Source organism: Roseicella frigidaeris (assembly GCF_003258945.1).
Lineage (GTDB): Bacteria > Pseudomonadota > Alphaproteobacteria > Acetobacterales > Acetobacteraceae > Paracraurococcus > Paracraurococcus frigidaeris.
This window is the reverse complement of the sequence record NZ_QLIX01000020.1, coordinates 81378-95598: the sequence shown is the minus strand read 5'-3', so window position 1 is coordinate 95598 and position 14221 is coordinate 81378. Positions and strand designations below refer to the sequence as shown.

Genomic DNA, 14221 nt, shown 5'->3' with positions numbered 1-14221 from the left:
GACCTCCCGTGTACCGGATCGGTCTCCCGGACAGTCCGCCGGCTGGGGGCGCGCCCCCAGCCGGCGGCGCCCAAGTCTCTATCCCAGCGCCAAAGACACAAGCAAACCGGAGGTTTGCGCCCGGCGTTTGAGGGGCCGTTGATGGGTCACCATCAACGGCCGTTCGTATGATGCCAACGGCATGAAGGATTCATTCATGCCGGGCGCCCGGATGGGCGCCGCCGCCAATGCGGCGCGGCCAGGCCGCCGGAAGCGGCGCCCGGCATGAGCCCGCCGCGCTTCGGCCGCATCGCCGAGGGCCCGGCGCCGCCCGCCCTGGGCGGCGAGGCCTTCACCGAGCTGCTCGCGGCCGGTGGGGCGCGGGTGGAGCGCATCGCCTCCCTTGCCCAGGCCGATCCGCCCGGCCGCTGGTACGACCAGCCGGGCGACGAATTCGTCCTGCTGCTCGCCGGCGCCGCCCGGCTCGGCTTCGCCGAGGGCTTCGAGCGGGACCTCGCCCCGGGCGACTGGGTGGTGATCCCCGCCGGCTGCCGCCACCGCGTCGCCTGGACCGATCCGGCGCGCCAGACCCTCTGGCTGGCGGTGCATCTGCCCCCGGCTTGATCCGCCGCAAGGCGGCGACGGCACCATCGGCCCAGGATCGGCCGATGAGCAGGTCCATCCCCGTCGGCTACGCCCTGGCCCGGCTGCCGCGCTACACCTCCTACCCCACCGCGCCGCAATTCGGTCCGCTGGACGAGGCGGCGTATCGCGGCTGGCTCGCCCAGGTCCGGCCGGAGGACTCGCTCAGCCTCTACCTGCACATCCCCTTCTGCCGCGCCCTCTGCTGGTATTGCGGCTGCCATACCGCCGTCACCCGCAGCAACGGCCGCATCGAGCGCTATGCCGAGGCCCTGCGGCAAGAGGCGGGGCTGCTGGCCGCGGCGCTGCCGCCGCATGCCGGACTGGCGGCGCTGCATCTCGGCGGCGGCACGCCGAGCATCCTGGGCGCCGAGGGGCTGCGCGGCTTGCTCGCCGCGCTGCGCCGCCTCTTCCCCGTCCGGCCCGGGGCCGAGCTGGCGATCGAGCTCGATCCGCGGGTGCTGGACGAGCCGATCGTCGCCGCGCTCGCCGAGGGCGGCATCACCCGCGCCTCGCTCGGCGTGCAGGACATCGATCCGGCGGTGCAGAAGCGGATCGGCCGCATGCAGCCCGAGGCGGTGGTGGAGCGCGCCGTCGCCCTGCTGCGGGCCGCCGGCATCGCCGGCATCAATCTCGACCTCATGTACGGGCTGCCGGGGCAGGGGGTGGCGCAGGTCGCCGCCACCGCCCGCTTCGCTGCCGCGCTCGGGGCCGACCGGGTCGCGGTCTTCGGCTATGCCCATGTTCCCTGGATGAAGCCGCACCAGAACGCGATCCCCACCGATGCCCTGCCGGGCGCGCTGGAGCGGCTGCTGCAGGCCGAGGCCGCCGAGCAGGCGCTGGTCGCCGCCGGCTACGAGGCGATCGGCCTCGACCATTTCGCCCGGCCGGCGGACCCGATGGCCGCGGCCGCGCGCGAGGGCCGGCTGCACCGCAATTTCCAGGGCTACACCACGGATGCCGCGCCGGTGCTGCTCGGCCTCGGCGCCTCGGCGATCGGCAGCATCGCGGCGGCCGGCTACGCCCAGAACGAGCCGAACGAGCGCCGCTGGGTGGCGGCGGTGGAGGCCGGGCAGCTGCCGGTGCGCCGCGGCCGGGCGGTGACGGCCGAGGACCGGCTGCGGCGGCACTGCATCGAGCGGGTGATGTGCGACTTCGCCCTCGATCTCTCCGGCCTGCCGCCGGCCCTGCAGGCGGAGGTGCGGCCGGCCCTGGCGCCGCTCGCCAGCGACGGCCTGGTCGAGCTCACCGCCGCGGGGCTGCGCGTCACCGCGGCCGGGCGGCGCCATGTCCGGCACGTCGCCGCCTGCTTCGACGCCTATCTCGGGACGGGCGCCGGGCGGCACAGCGTCGCGGTCTGATCCCGGCCGGCGGGCGCCGGGGCTGCGGGTGCCGCTGCCGCTTTGACACGCATGTGATCCCGCCGCGTGGCGGCGCAGGCAGGAGGAAAGGGTTCTCCTTCGGCCCATGGCGCTGTCGCACCCACCCCTGCGCGTTATCCTGGCCGCCGCCTTCGGCGGCATCGCGCTCCTCGCCGCGCTGGGCACCAGCCTGCTCGCGGGGCGCGAGGCGACGCGCCGCCTCGAGGCCAGCCAGCACGAGGCGCTCGATGCCGCCGCGGCACGCCTCGCCGAGCGGTTCGACCAGGCGCTCTCGGCGCGTTGGCGCGACCTGCGGATCCTCGCCGGCCTGCCCCTGATGCGGGACGCGGCGAGCAGCCCGGCGCTGCGCCGCTCCATCCTCCGGCAGCTGCACGACAGCTTCCCCGATTACCGGCTCCTCGCCTTCGTCTCGCCCGAAGGCCAGGTGCTCATCGACAGCCGCTCGGCCATCGAGGGGCGGGATGTCGCGGCCTGGCCGCTGCTGCGGGCCGCGACGCTCGGGCCGGTGGCCGAGGATGTGCACGAGGTCGGGCGGCCGGCCGACCCGCCCGGCGAGGCGCAGCCGCGCCGGCTGCTCGACCTCGCCATGCCGGTGCAGGACGCGGCGGGGCGGGTGATCGGCGTGGTGGTGGCGCAGCTCGACTGGCGCTGGCTGTCGGTGCTGGTCGGGCGGCCGCGGCCGGGCGAGCCGGAATTGCTGGTCGTCGCCCGCAGCCGGGACGTGCTGCTCGGGCCGGAGGCGCTGATCGGCCATGTCCTGCCCATGCCGGTGCCGGCCCGCGGCGTGGTCGGGTTGCCGGACGGCGATGGCTTCCTGGTGGCCGGCCGGAGCCTGCGGGACGCGGGCAACGACCCCGGACCCGGCTGGCAGGTCCTGGCGCGCCGGCCGATCGAGGCCGCCCTGGCGCCGGCCCGGGCGCTGCGGCGCGACATCCTCCTCTATGGCCTCGGCGCCAGCCTGCTCGCCGCGCTGCTCGGCTGGGTGGCCGCCGCCTGGCTCGCCCGGCCGCTGCGGCACCTCGCCGATGCCGCCGCGCGGCAACAGGCCGAGGGCAGCCGCGACCCGCTGGCGCCGCGATCCGGCTTCGCCGAGGCGGTGGTGCTGGGGCATGCCTTCGACGGGCTGCTCGGGGATTGCCGCCGGTCCGAGGCGGCGCTGGCCGAGAGCGAGCAGCGGCTGCGGCTGGCGCAGCGGGCCGGCCAGATCGGCGCCTATGAGTGGGACATCGCCGCCGATACCGGCCGGGCGACCCGCGAATACGCGGCGCTGCATGGCGAGAGGCTGCCGGCCGAGCCGCAGGCCGGCGGCGACCAGACCTGGTCGGGCCACTACGCGCATTGGCTGGCCCGGCTGGACCCCGAGGACCGGCCGTTGACGCGCCAGCGCCTCCGCCGCGTCCTCGACGAGGGCGGCCCCTTCGCCCTCGAATACCGCATCCGGCTGCCGGATGGCCGGCTGCGCTGGCTGCACGACCGTGGCGAGGTCCTGCTCGACGCCGGCGGCCGGCCGGTGCGGGCGCTCGGCGCGGTGCGCGACGTCACCGCGCGCCGCGCCGCCGAGGATGCGCTGCGGGAGAGCGAGGCGCGGCTGCGCCTGGCCCAGGAGGCGGGCGGGATCGGGAGCTGGGACCTCGACCTGCGGAGCGGCCGGCAGGTCTGGTCGGAGCGGCACTACGCGCTGTTCGGCCTCGACCCCGCGCTGCCCGCGCCCGATGTCGCGGCGCTGATGGCCTGCGTGCATGAGGAGGACCGGGCCGCGGTGCTGGCGGCCCGCGACGCGGCGCTGGCGGGCGAGGAGGGCGCGCTCTCGGCGGAGTTCCGGATCCGGCGTGCCTCGGACGGGGCCGAGCGCTGGCTCGCCATCACCGGCCGGCTGATCCGCGACGCCCATGGCCGGCCCTGGCGCCTGCTGGGGGTGAGCCGCGACATCACCGAGGCCCGGCTGCGCGAGGCGGAGCTGCGCGCCATGCTGGAAGCCAGCCCGATCGGCGTCCTGCGGGGCGACCTCCATGGCCGCATCCTGGATGCCAACGATGCGGCGCTGCGGCTCCTCGGCCATGACCGGGCGGCGCTCGCCGCCGGCGGCCTGCGCTGGGACGCGCTGGCGCCGCCGGCGGGGCGGCGCGCCGGGGAGGCGGGCATCGCCGCGGTGCGGGAGATGGGCCTCTCCCCGCCGCACGAGATGGAGTATCGCCGGCCCGACGGCAGCCGCGTGCCGGTCCTGGTGGGCTTCACCGTGATCGGCGAGGCGCGCGAGGAGACGATCGCCTTCCTGCTCGACCTGACCGACCGCAAGCGGGCGGAGGCGGCGCTGCGGGCCGACAAGGTGGTGCTGGAGCAGGCGGTGGCGGCCCGCACCGCCGAGCTGGCGGCGCGCGAGGGCGAGCTGCGCCGCATCTACGACCGCACGCCGGCGCCCTTCCATTCGGTCGATGCGGAGGGACGGCTGCTGCGGGTGAGCGAGGAGTGGCTCACCTTCCTCGGCTACCGGCGCGAGGAGGTGCTGGGCCGGCGCACCGGCGAGTTCATGCTGCCCGAGAGCGCGGCGCGCTGGGAGGCCGCGCTCGCCCAGCTACGGGAGACCGGCGACGAGGTGCGGGAGGTGGAGTACCGCATGCGGCGCGCCGACGGGCGGGTGGTCGAGGTGCTGCTGCGGGCGCGGGCCGACCATGACGCGACGGGCCGCTTCCTGCTGAGCTATTCCGTCCTCTTCGACATGACGGAGCGCAACCGGGCCGAGGCGCGGCTGCGCGAGGCGCAGAAGCTGGAGGCGCTCGGCCGCGTCGCCGGCGGCGTGGCGCATGATTTCAACAACCTGCTGCAGGTCCTGACCGGGGCGCTGCAATTGCTGGCCGACCATGCCGCGCGGCCGGAGCGGGTGCGGCGCTATGCCGGCGTGGCGATGCAGGCGGCGGAGCGCGGCGCCGAGCTGACGCGGCGGATGCTAGCCTTCGCCCGGCAGGACCGGCTGGAGGCGGCGCCGGTGCCGCTGCCCGAGGTGATGCAGGGCGTGGCGACGCTGCTGCGCGGGCCGCTCGGCCCCGATATCCGGCTGGAGATCGCGGTGCCGCCCGGCCTGCCGGCGGTGCGGGCGGACCGCTCGCATCTCGAGCTGGTGCTGGTCAACCTGGCCCTGAACGCCCGGGATGCCATTGCCGGGACCGGCCGCATCCGGCTCGATGCCGCGGTCGAGGCGCTGGGCGAGGGCAATCCGCAAGGCCTGCCGCCCGCAGACTACCTGCGGATCCGGGTCATCGATTCCGGCCATGGCATGGATGCGGCGATCCGCGCCCGTGCCACGGAGCCCTTCTTCACCACCAAGGAAACCGGCCAGGGCAGCGGCCTCGGCCTGGCCGTGGCGCATGGCTTCGCGGCGCAGTCCGGCGGTGCGCTGCAGATCGAGAGCAAGCCGGGGGAGGGGACGGTGGTCTCGCTCTGGCTGCCGCAAGCCGGCCCGCGGGCCGACAGGGCCTGAGGCGCGCCGACCGGCCCGCCTCGCCGCCCTGGCGTGGTTCCCCGACGCCGCCGCCTGGCCGCGCGGGGAGGGGTCAGGCGCAGAGCCGGCCGAGGGCCGCGGTCAGGTCGTCCGGATCATAGGGCTTGGCCAGCACGGGCACATGGGCGTGGCTCGGCGGCAGGCCTTCCGCGCCATAGCCGGTGGCCACCACGAAGGGCACGCCGCGCTGCGCCAGGACATCGGCGACCGGGGTCGAGGTCTCGCCGGCGAGGTTGAGGTCCAGCACCGCGACGTCCGGATTCTCCTTGCTCAGCAGCGACAGGGCCTCGGAGACCGTGGCGGCGGGGCCCACCACGGCCGCACCGGCATCAAGAAGCGCATCCTCGACCAGCATCGCAACCAGAGCCTCGTCTTCGACGACGAGCACCCGGCGCCCGGTGAGCCTTGTCATACCCGCACTCCCTCTTCGGCCACCGGATCCGACGGACCCGATCCAGCGCGCAACGCGACAGCACCCGGCCAGGCCTCTGGTTCCCCGCCCGATATCGCGGCGACTCTTTCGTGCCACCCAGATGCGATTCTGCAACCGTTCTATTGGTTGTGGAATGGTTTACACGCGCAAATGGATAGATCGACTCACGCTTCTGCGAGCGTTGATGTCGGGCCCTGGCCATGGCGGCTCATGCCGTCCGCGCCTCCGCGATGGCGCGCCAGACCCGCTCCGGCGTCGCCGGCATGTCGATATGGGTGACGCCGAACTCGGACAGGGCATCGACCAGCGCGTTCATCACCGCCGGCAGGGAACCCGCGCAGCCGGCCTCGCCGCAGCCCTTGGCGCCGAGCGGGTTGGTGCGGCAGGGCGTCGGGTGGCTGAGGAAGCCGAAATCCGGCAGGTCGCCGGCGCGCGGCAGGCAGTAATCCTGGTAGCTGCCGGAGAGGAGCTGGCCCTCCTCGGAATAGGCCACCCGCTCCATCAGCGCCTGGCCGATGCCCTGGGCGATGCCGCCATGCGCCTGGCCGGCCACCATCAGCGGGTTGACGATGACGCCGAAATCGTTGACCGAGGTGTAGCGCACCACCTCGACATGGCCGGTCTCCGGCTCGATCTCGACCTCGCAGATGTGGCAGCCATTGGGGTAGGCCATCGGCGCCTCGCCGAAGACGTGCCGCACGTTCAGGCTCTCCGGCATGTCGGGCGGCGGGTTGTTCGCCGTGCGGAGGCGCTCGGCGAGCTCCATGATGCCGATGCCGCGGTCGGTGCCGGCGATGGTGAAGCGGCCGAGCCCCTCGGCGTCCCGCTCGAACTCGATATCCGCGACCGCGGCCTCGAGCATATGCGCCGCCGCCGTCCGGCCCTTCTCGACGACGAGCTGCGCCGCCTCGACGATCGCCGCCCCGGAGGCCATCAGCGACTTCGAGCCGCCGGTGCCGCCGCCGGCGATCAGCAGGTCGGAATCGCCCTGCACCAGCCGGATGCTCTCGAAGGGCACGCCGAGGGCCTGGTGCAGCACCTGGGCGAAGGGCGTCCAGTGGCCCTGGCCGTAATCCAGCGTGCCGGTGATGATCGTGACGGTGCCGTCCGCCTCGAAGCGGATCTCGCCCTGCTCCTTCATCGGCGGCGCCGTGCATTCCAGGAAATTGCCGATGCCCCGGCCGCGCAGCAGGCCGCGCGCCCGGCTCTCCGCCTTGCGGGCCGGGAAGCCCTCCCAATCCGCCGCCTCCAGCGCCCGCTCCAGCACCGCGGTGAAGTCGCCGCTGTCATAGACCGAGCCGGAGGGGGCGCTGAAGGGGAAGGCGCCAGGCTTGATGTGGTTGATCCGGCGCAGCGCGATGGCGTCCCTGCCGGTCTCCTTCGCCGCCTGCTCCAGCAGCCGCTCGAAGAAGTAGTTGCCCTCCGGCCGGCCGGCACCGCGATAGGCGCCGATCGGCGTGGTGTTGGTGAGGATGCAGCGCGTCGTCACCTCGATCAGCGGCGTCGCGTAGTTCGACTGGATGTTCTTGACGAAATTGCCGGTGCCCATCAGCGGCGCCGAGGTGGAGAGGTAGCCGCCCATATTGGCGTAGCTGGTCAGCCGCACCGCCAGCGCCCGCCCCTCGGCATCGAGGGCGAGCTCGGCATCCACCTCGTGGTCGCGGCCATGCTGGTCCGAGAGGAAGGAGTCGGTGCGCTCGTCGGTCCACTTCACCGGCCGGCCGAGCAGCTTCGCGGCATGCAGCAGGCAGAGATATTCCGGATAGGCGCTGGCCTTCATGCCGAAGCTGCCGCCGACATTGCCGGTCAGGATCCGCACCTTCTCCGGCGGCACCTTCAGCACGTCGTTCGCCATCTGGTTCTTCAGGCCGAAGACGCCCTGGCTGCCGACATGCAGCGTGTAGCGGCCGCTCTCGGCATCGTACTCGCCGATGGCGCTGCGCGGCTCCATGGCGCAGACGACGATGCGGTTGTTACGGATGGCGAGCTTCGTGACATGCGCCGCCGCGGCGAAGGCCCCGGCCACCTTCGCGGCATCGCCGTAATGGAAGTCGAGCACGCAATTGCCGGGGACGTGGTCGTAGAGCTGCGGCGCATCCGGCGCCGCGGCGGCGGCGGCCTCGGTCACCGCCGGCAGCACGTCGATATCGACATAGACCGCCTCGGCGCCGTCCTTCGCCGCCGCCTTGCTCTCGGCCACGACGAAGGCGACCGGGTCGCCGACGAAGCGGACCTTGTCGGCCGCGAGGGCCGGGCGGAGGATGTTGCGCAGCGGCGTGCCGTCGGCGTTCTTCAGGGGCAGCGGGCAGCGCATCCCGCCATAGCCGTGGCCATCCAGATCGGCCTCGGTGTAGACGCCGAGGACCCCCGGCACCTCCAGCGCCGCCGCCGTCTCGATGCCGCGGATGACGCCATGCGCATAGGGGCTGCGGACCATCACGGCGTAGAGCTGGCCGGGCAGGCTGACATCGTCGGTGTAGCGGCCGCGGCCCTGCAGCAGGATCGGGTCCTCGTTGCGCGGGACGGCCTGGCCGACGCCGAATTTCAGGCGCGTGACATCCGGCATGGTGCTGTCGGGCATTCGTCGCTCTCGGCAGGTATGGGTGGGTTTGGCGGCAAGCCTAGGCCAGCTTCGCGCCGGACGCGACCCCACCGCCCCATCGCCCCGCTGCCCTCGTCGCATTGACACCCCATCGCCTCTCCCGGAGCCTGAGCGGCAACAGGACGACGGGATGGAACGGCCATGCGGATCGGACGGCGCGGCGCGGCGGGCGTCCTGGCGGGGCTGCTGGCCGCGGCCAGGCCAGGGGCGGCGGAGGACTGGCCGACGCGGCCGCTGCGGCTCGTCGTGCCCTTCGCGCCGGGCGGCGCCTCCGACCTGCTGGCGCGGCTGCTGGCGGAGCGGCTGGGGCCGGCGCTCGGCCAGCCGGTGGTGGTGGAGAACCGGCCGGGCGCCGGGGCCACCATCGGCGCCGATGCCGTCGCCAAGGCGAGGCCGGACGGCACCACGCTGCTCTACGGCACGCCGGGGCCGCAGATCGTCAATCCGAGCCTGATGCCCAGCCTGCCCTATGACCCGGTGCGGGACTTCACCCCGGTCGTCAGCCTGGTGAGCGCGCCGAACCTGCTGGTGGTGAATCCCGGCCTGCCGGTGCGGAGCGTGCCGGAGCTGATCGCCCTGGCGAAGGCGCGGCCGGGCGAGCTCACCTTCGGCAGCTCGGGCATCGGCGCCTCCTCCCATCTCGCGGGCGAGATGCTGAAGCTGCGCGCCGGCATCGAGGTGACGCATGTGCCCTTCCGCGGCAGCGGCCCGGCGATCCAGGAGCTGATCGCCGGCCGCATCGCCTTCCTCATCGACACGCTGCTGCTCTTCGTCGAGCACCGGGCGAGTGGCGCGGTGCGGGCCATCGCGGTGGCCAGCGCGCAGCCCTCGACCCTGATGCCCGACCTGCCGACCATCGCCGAGACGCTGCCGGGCTTCGATTCCGCCGCCTTCAACTACCTCGCCGGGCCGGCCGGGCTGCCGGCGCCGGTGGTCGAGCGGCTGAACGCGGAGACCAACAGCATCCTGGCCGAGACAGGCTTCCGCCGCCGCCTGGCCGAGCTCGGGCTGGAGCCGATCGGCGGCCCGCCCGAGGCGACGGCGGCCACCATCCGCAGCGAGGCGGCGCGCTGGCGCGAGGTGATCCAGGCAGCGCATATCCGCCTCGAATAGAGGCCGGCTTCGCCCGGGGCGGCCGAGCGGCTAGACCCTCGGGATGCAGGTCTATATCGCGGCGCTGATCCTCCTCTCCCTCGCCGGCGTCATCGAGGCGCGCTGCTCGACGCCCGGGCTGCGGCCAGCGGCGGCGGTCGCCGACCGCGTCTTCCACTTCATGGGCCGCGCCGCCTTCGGCTTCTGGCTGTTCCTGCTCGGCTGGGGCTTCTGGACGCTGCCCTGGTCGCAGCCGGTGGCCGGGCTGATCCTCTCGCTCGGCGCCAATGCCCTGCTGGTGCGGGGCGGGGCCCGGCCCTATTGGCCGGGCCTCTCCATGGGGCTGGCGCTGCTCGGCTTCTTCCTCGTCACGGTGGTGCTGAACCGGCTCTGAGGACGGCCGGCACCCTCCTCAGCCGACCGGCGGCAGGTGCAGGGCGACGATCTCGCCATCCTGGCCGGGCACCGCCGGGAAGCGCGTGCGCACCGCCGGATCATGGCCCGGGATCACCCGCGTCTCGTCGCCCCCGGCGAGGCGCTTCGCGATGCGCCAGCCCTGGGTCATGGCGCCGAGGTCGAAGATGATCGGGAAGGGGTTCCCGGTGTCGTTGTTGGCGTAGAAATGCATGGCGTCCGAGGCCAGCACCACCGGCCCGCGCGCCGTCTCCACCCGCACCACCTGCAGCCCGTCCGAATGCCCGCCGACGCGGTGCACGGTGACGCCGGGCGCCACCTGGCCCTCGCCGTCGTGGAACTGCACCTTGTCGGCGAAGAGGGCGCGCACCATGGCGACCACGTGGTCCGCCTCGAAGGGCAGGCGGATGCAGGCGGTGCACATGTGCCGCCCGGTGGCGAAGGCCATCTCGCGGTCCTGGATGTGGATCCGCGCGCCGGTGAAGATGTCGATGCTGCCGGCATGGTCGTAGTGCAGATGCGTCACGACCACGTCGCGCACCCGGGCCGGGTCGCACTCCATGGCGCGCAGGCTGTCGGCGACGCTGCGGTTCAGCTTGCGGCCGCGCCTGGCGGCGCAGGCGGCGTCGAAGCCGGTATCGACGACGATCTCATGCCCCTCGGCGTTGCGCACCAGCCAGACGAAGTAGTCGAGCGGCATGGCGTCGTGCGGGTCCGCCACCGGCAGCAGGAAGTTGCTCTGCGCCTCGCGCTCATGGCGGCCGTAGCGGATGGCGTAGATTTCCCATTGGGGCGCTGTCGTCATCGGCGGTCCGTTCCTCCCGGTGTCGTTGCGGTGGATGAGGCCCGGCGCAGGGGCGCCGGGCCGGTATCACTTGTTGCCGCCGAGGATCTCGCCCGCCAGCTTCTCCGAGAGCTGGGCGAGGGCGGTGTGGTTGTGGCCCGGGCCGAGCGAGGCGAGGGCCGCGGCCCACATCTCCCGGCAGAGCGCGGAGAAGGGCGTCGGCGTCTCGGTGTCCCGCCCGACCTCGAGCGCGATGCCGAGATCCTTGACCATGAGCTCCAGCGCGAAGCCGTCGTCGAAGCGGCGGTTCAGCACGTATTGCTTGAACTTGCGCTGGCTGCTGTTGCTCATGCCCGAGGAGGCGTTGAGCACATCGACCATCGTCGCGGGGTCGAGGCCGAAGCGCTGGCCGATCAGCAGCACCTCGATCCCCATCAGGAAGGTGCCGGCCGAGGAGAGGTTGTTCAGCGCCTTCATCGCCTGGCCGGCGCCGATGCCGCCGCAGCGGTAGAGGCTGCTGCCCATCGCCTGCAGCACCGGCTCGGCGCGGTCGAGCGCCGCCGCCTCGCCGCCCAGCATGATGGCGAGGTCGCCCGACTTGGCCCGCGGCACGCCACCCGAGACCGGCGCATCGATCATCGGGATGCCGCGTTCCGCCAGCCGGGCCGCGATCTCCCGCGTCCGCGCCGGCTGGCCGCTGGTCATGTCGATGACCAGCGTCCCCTCGGCCAGCACCGGCGCCACCTGCGCCGCGACCTCGGCCACCTGCTTGCTGGTGGGCAGGATGGTGACGAAGGCGTCCACCCCCTTCGCCGCCGCGGCCGGGTCGGCCACCGCCGTGCCGCCCACCTCGCCGGCGAACTGCGCGCTGCGGCCGGGCACCGCGTCGCAGACCACGAGTTCGAAGCCCGCCTTCACCAGGTTGGCCGCCATCGGCCAGCCCATGTTGCCGATGCCGACGAAGCCGACGCGCTTGATGGGGGTGGGCATCACTTCTTGCCCGGCAAGGCGCCTTCGGCGACCAGCACCTCATGCGCCGCCTTGAAGGCATCGAGCCCGGCGGGGATGCCGCAATAGGCGGTGGCGTGCAGCAGCACCGCCTTGATCTCCTCCACCGTCACGCCGTTGTTCAGCGCGCCCTTCACATGCAGCTTGATCTCCGGCGTCTTGCCGAGCGCGGTCAGCATGGCGAGGTTCAGCATGGAGCGGGTCTTGCGCTCCAGCGTCGGGTCGCCCCAGGCCCAGCCCCAGGCCCAGGCGGTGGTGGCGCGCTGGAAGGACATCATGAACTCGTCGGCCTTGGCCATCGAGCCGTCGACATAGTCCGGGCCCAGCACCTCGCGGCGGATGGGCAGGCCCTTGTCGAACAGGGCGCTATCCTCGGACATGGCATTCCTCCTGATCCATCGGGGGCCGAAGGCTCGCGCGGGCGGCGCCGGCGGTCAACCGGCTGATCCCGACCGCGGCGGGGTCGAACCCGCCCGCCGCCCGCCTGTTGAGGCCGGATCATGCAAGCCGAGGCCATGCCGCCGCGCGGCGCCCCCCGCCATCAGGGTCCAGGCCATCCGGCCCGGGCCCCGTACCGCATCGCGCATCTCTCCGACCTGCATTTCGGCGCCGAGCTGCCGGCGGTGGTCGCCGGGCTGGCGGCCGAGCTGGCGCGGGACCCGCCCGATCTGGTCGCCATCAGCGGCGACCTCACCATGCGCGGGCGGCGGCACGAATTCCTCGCCGCCCGCCGCTTCATCGACGGGCTCCGCTGCCCGGTCCTGGCGGTGCCGGGCAACCACGACCTGGTCGGCTACTGGCGGCCGCAGCGCTATCTCGACCCCTATGCGCGCTGGCGGCGCTGCATCGCGCCCGAGGTCGAGCCGGTGTTCCAGGATGGCCGGGTGGGCGTGGTCGGGCTGAACACGGCGCGGCGCGGCGGCTGGTATCTCGACTGGTCGCGCGGCCGCGTCAGCCGGGCCCGCCTCGCCCGCTGCGAGGCGCGGCTGGCGGCGCTGCCGCCCGGGCTCCTGCGCATCGTCGTCGCGCATCATCCCTTCCTGCCGCCGCAGGCCGACCCCATGGCGCGGGCGGTGGGCGGCGCCGCCCGGGCGCTGGCGGCCTTCGCCCGGCAAGGCGTGCGGCTGGTGCTGTCCGGCCATCTGCACGTCGCCGACATCGCCCAGCCGGCGCGTGCGGCGGGGGGGGCGGCGCGCGGCACCGCCACGGCCAGCATCGCCGCGGAGGGGCCGCTCACCGTGGTGCTCTCGGCCACCACCACCTCCCGCCGGCTGCGCGGCGAGCCGAACGCCTTCAACGAGATCCGCATCGCCCCGGATGGCGGGGTGGAGGTCTTCGCTCGCGCCTGGGATGGCGCGGGCTGGGCAGCGGTGGCGCCGCAGGCGACGGATGCCACGCCCTCGGTCGCGGTGCTGCCGGCGTCTTGACCGCTGGCCGGGCGTTCCGGCGCGGGGCAGGATGCCGCCGGAGGAGGCGCCGATGTTCTTCGAGGGATTCACGCTGGAGACGCGCGAGGCCAATGGCCAGCGCATCCGCCTGCGCCGGGGCGGCGAGGGGCCGCCGCTGCTGCTGCTGCACGGCAACCCGCAGACCCATGCCATGTGGCACCGGGTGGCGCCGGCGCTGGCCCGGCGCTTCACCGTCATCGCGCCCGATATCCGCGGCTACGGCTTCAGCGGCAAGCCGCCGGTCACGCCGGACAGCCGCCACTACGCCAAGCGGGAGATGGCGAAGGACGTGGTGGCGCTGATGCGCGAGCTCGGCCATCCGCGCTTCCGCCTGGTCGCGCATGACCGCGGCGCCCGCGTCGCGCACCGGCTGGTGCTCGACCACCCGGAGGCGGTCGAGAAGCTCTGCACCATGGACATCATCCCGACGCTCGCGCATTTCGAGCGCACGACGATGGAATTCGCGCTCGGCTACTATCACTGGTTTTTCCTCGCCCAGCCGCATGACCGGCCGGAGCGCATGATCCTGCGCGACACGGAGGACTGGTTCGACCTGCACACGGCGCGCGAGCCGAAGGACAAGGGCTTCTTCCATCCCGAGGCGCGCGCCGACTACCTGGCGGCGCTGCGCGAGCCCGGCACGGTCGCCGCGATCTGCGAGGATTACCGCGCCGCGACGGCGATCGACCTCGAGCACGACCGCGCCAGCCGGGCGGCGGGTGAGAGGCTGCGCTGCCCGCTGCTCGCCCTCTGGGGCGCCAAGGGCGCCATCCCGCGCTGGTACGATGCGCTGGCCATCTGGCGCGACTATGCCGCCGGGCCGGTGGAGGGCGGGGCGGTCAACAGCGGGCACTACCTCGCCGAGGAGGCGCCGGAGGAGGTGCTGGCGCAGCTCGACCGCTTTCTTTGATGCCGGTGTGCATTGATGTTTGGACATCAAT

The 14221-nt window shown here is 73.7% G+C and carries 12 protein-coding genes; 7 read left to right on the top strand and 5 right to left on the bottom strand.

Annotated features, from left to right (window positions below):
* Window positions 1–264: 264 nt before the first annotated feature.
* The 3 genes from DOO78_RS20485 (at window position 265) to DOO78_RS20475 (ending at window position 5478) form a co-directional block, all read left to right on the top strand.
* Window positions 265–603 carry a cupin domain-containing protein gene (locus DOO78_RS20485; protein ID WP_111471735.1) on the top strand — a complete coding sequence of 113 codons (339 nt, stop codon included), beginning with the start codon at window positions 265–267 and terminating at the stop codon, window positions 601–603.
* Between the two features lie 44 nt (window positions 604–647).
* Window positions 648–1982: an oxygen-independent coproporphyrinogen III oxidase gene (gene hemN, locus DOO78_RS20480; protein ID WP_111471734.1), complete on the top strand. Its 1335-nt coding sequence runs from the start codon at window positions 648–650 to the stop codon at window positions 1980–1982.
* A 106-nt stretch (window positions 1983–2088) separates the two neighbouring features.
* Window positions 2089–5478 carry a PAS domain S-box protein gene (locus DOO78_RS20475; RefSeq protein ID WP_111471733.1) on the top strand — a complete coding sequence of 1130 codons (3390 nt, stop codon included), beginning with the start codon at window positions 2089–2091 and terminating at the stop codon, window positions 5476–5478.
* Between the two features lie 73 nt (window positions 5479–5551).
* Here DOO78_RS20475 and DOO78_RS20470 read toward each other — a convergent pair whose 3' ends face one another.
* A complete protein-coding gene (locus DOO78_RS20470) occupies window positions 5552–5911 on the bottom strand; it encodes a response regulator (protein WP_111471732.1) in 360 nt (119 codons plus the stop codon).
* A gap of 229 nt (window positions 5912–6140) precedes the next feature.
* Entirely contained in the window at window positions 6141–8513 is a 2373-nt protein-coding gene (locus tag DOO78_RS20465) for a xanthine dehydrogenase family protein molybdopterin-binding subunit (RefSeq protein WP_111471731.1), read from the bottom strand.
* Window positions 8514–8675: 162 nt separating this feature from the next.
* On the opposite strand from DOO78_RS20465, the gene DOO78_RS20460 reads away from it, so the two are divergent.
* A complete protein-coding gene (locus DOO78_RS20460; protein WP_111471730.1) occupies window positions 8676–9647 on the top strand; it encodes a Bug family tripartite tricarboxylate transporter substrate binding protein in 972 nt (323 codons plus the stop codon).
* A gap of 43 nt (window positions 9648–9690) precedes the next feature.
* Window positions 9691–10020, top strand: a complete 330-nt coding sequence (locus DOO78_RS20455; protein WP_111471729.1) for a multidrug DMT transporter permease — start codon at window positions 9691–9693, stop codon at window positions 10018–10020.
* Window positions 10021–10038: 18 nt separating this feature from the next.
* Here DOO78_RS20455 and DOO78_RS20450 read toward each other — a convergent pair whose 3' ends face one another.
* From DOO78_RS20450 to DOO78_RS20440, 3 genes are all read right to left on the bottom strand, one after another.
* Window positions 10039–10845: an N-acyl homoserine lactonase family protein gene (locus DOO78_RS20450; RefSeq protein WP_111471728.1), complete on the bottom strand. Its 807-nt coding sequence runs from the start codon at window positions 10843–10845 to the stop codon at window positions 10039–10041.
* A gap of 66 nt (window positions 10846–10911) precedes the next feature.
* On the bottom strand, window positions 10912–11814 hold the full coding sequence (locus tag DOO78_RS20445; protein WP_111471727.1) for an NAD(P)-dependent oxidoreductase: 903 nt from the start codon (window positions 11812–11814) through the stop codon (window positions 10912–10914).
* Window positions 11814–12212, bottom strand: a complete 399-nt coding sequence (locus DOO78_RS20440; RefSeq protein WP_111471726.1) for a carboxymuconolactone decarboxylase family protein — start codon at window positions 12210–12212, stop codon at window positions 11814–11816. Before DOO78_RS20440 ends, DOO78_RS20445 begins: the two co-directional genes overlap by 1 nt.
* 120 nt (window positions 12213–12332) lie before the next feature.
* Here DOO78_RS20440 and DOO78_RS20435 point away from each other — a divergent pair, with 120 nt between their 5' ends.
* Together DOO78_RS20435 and DOO78_RS20430 are read left to right on the top strand one after the other, a co-directional pair.
* Complete coding sequence (locus tag DOO78_RS20435; protein ID WP_243634671.1) at window positions 12333–13259, top strand: metallophosphoesterase family protein; 927 nt, start codon at window positions 12333–12335, stop codon at window positions 13257–13259.
* 52 nt (window positions 13260–13311) lie between these two features.
* Complete coding sequence (locus tag DOO78_RS20430; protein WP_111471725.1) at window positions 13312–14190, top strand: alpha/beta fold hydrolase; 879 nt, start codon at window positions 13312–13314, stop codon at window positions 14188–14190.
* Window positions 14191–14221 lie beyond the last annotated feature (31 nt).

Bases quoted from the DNA above. Each gene is read 5' to 3' on its own strand.
- hemN (WP_111471734.1), top strand. From the start codon at position 648: ATGAGCAGGTCCATCCCCGTCGGCTACGCCCTGGCCCGGCTGCCGCGC.
- DOO78_RS20470 (WP_111471732.1), bottom strand. From the start codon at position 5,911: ATGACAAGGCTCACCGGGCGCCGGGTGCTCGTCGTCGAAGACGAGGCT.
- DOO78_RS20475 (WP_111471733.1), top strand. From the start codon at position 2,089: ATGGCGCTGTCGCACCCACCCCTGCGCGTTATCCTGGCCGCCGCCTTC.
- DOO78_RS20460 (WP_111471730.1), top strand. From the start codon at position 8,676: ATGCGGATCGGACGGCGCGGCGCGGCGGGCGTCCTGGCGGGGCTGCTG.
- DOO78_RS20485 (WP_111471735.1), top strand. From the start codon at position 265: ATGAGCCCGCCGCGCTTCGGCCGCATCGCCGAGGGCCCGGCGCCGCCC.
- DOO78_RS20440 (WP_111471726.1), bottom strand. From the start codon at position 12,212: ATGTCCGAGGATAGCGCCCTGTTCGACAAGGGCCTGCCCATCCGCCGC.
- DOO78_RS20445 (WP_111471727.1), bottom strand. From the start codon at position 11,814: ATGCCCACCCCCATCAAGCGCGTCGGCTTCGTCGGCATCGGCAACATG.
- DOO78_RS20455 (WP_111471729.1), top strand. From the start codon at position 9,691: ATGCAGGTCTATATCGCGGCGCTGATCCTCCTCTCCCTCGCCGGCGTC.
- DOO78_RS20430 (WP_111471725.1), top strand. From the start codon at position 13,312: ATGTTCTTCGAGGGATTCACGCTGGAGACGCGCGAGGCCAATGGCCAG.
- DOO78_RS20450 (WP_111471728.1), bottom strand. From the start codon at position 10,845: ATGACGACAGCGCCCCAATGGGAAATCTACGCCATCCGCTACGGCCGC.
- DOO78_RS20435 (WP_243634671.1), top strand. From the start codon at position 12,333: ATGCAAGCCGAGGCCATGCCGCCGCGCGGCGCCCCCCGCCATCAGGGT.
- DOO78_RS20465 (WP_111471731.1), bottom strand. From the start codon at position 8,513: ATGCCCGACAGCACCATGCCGGATGTCACGCGCCTGAAATTCGGCGTC.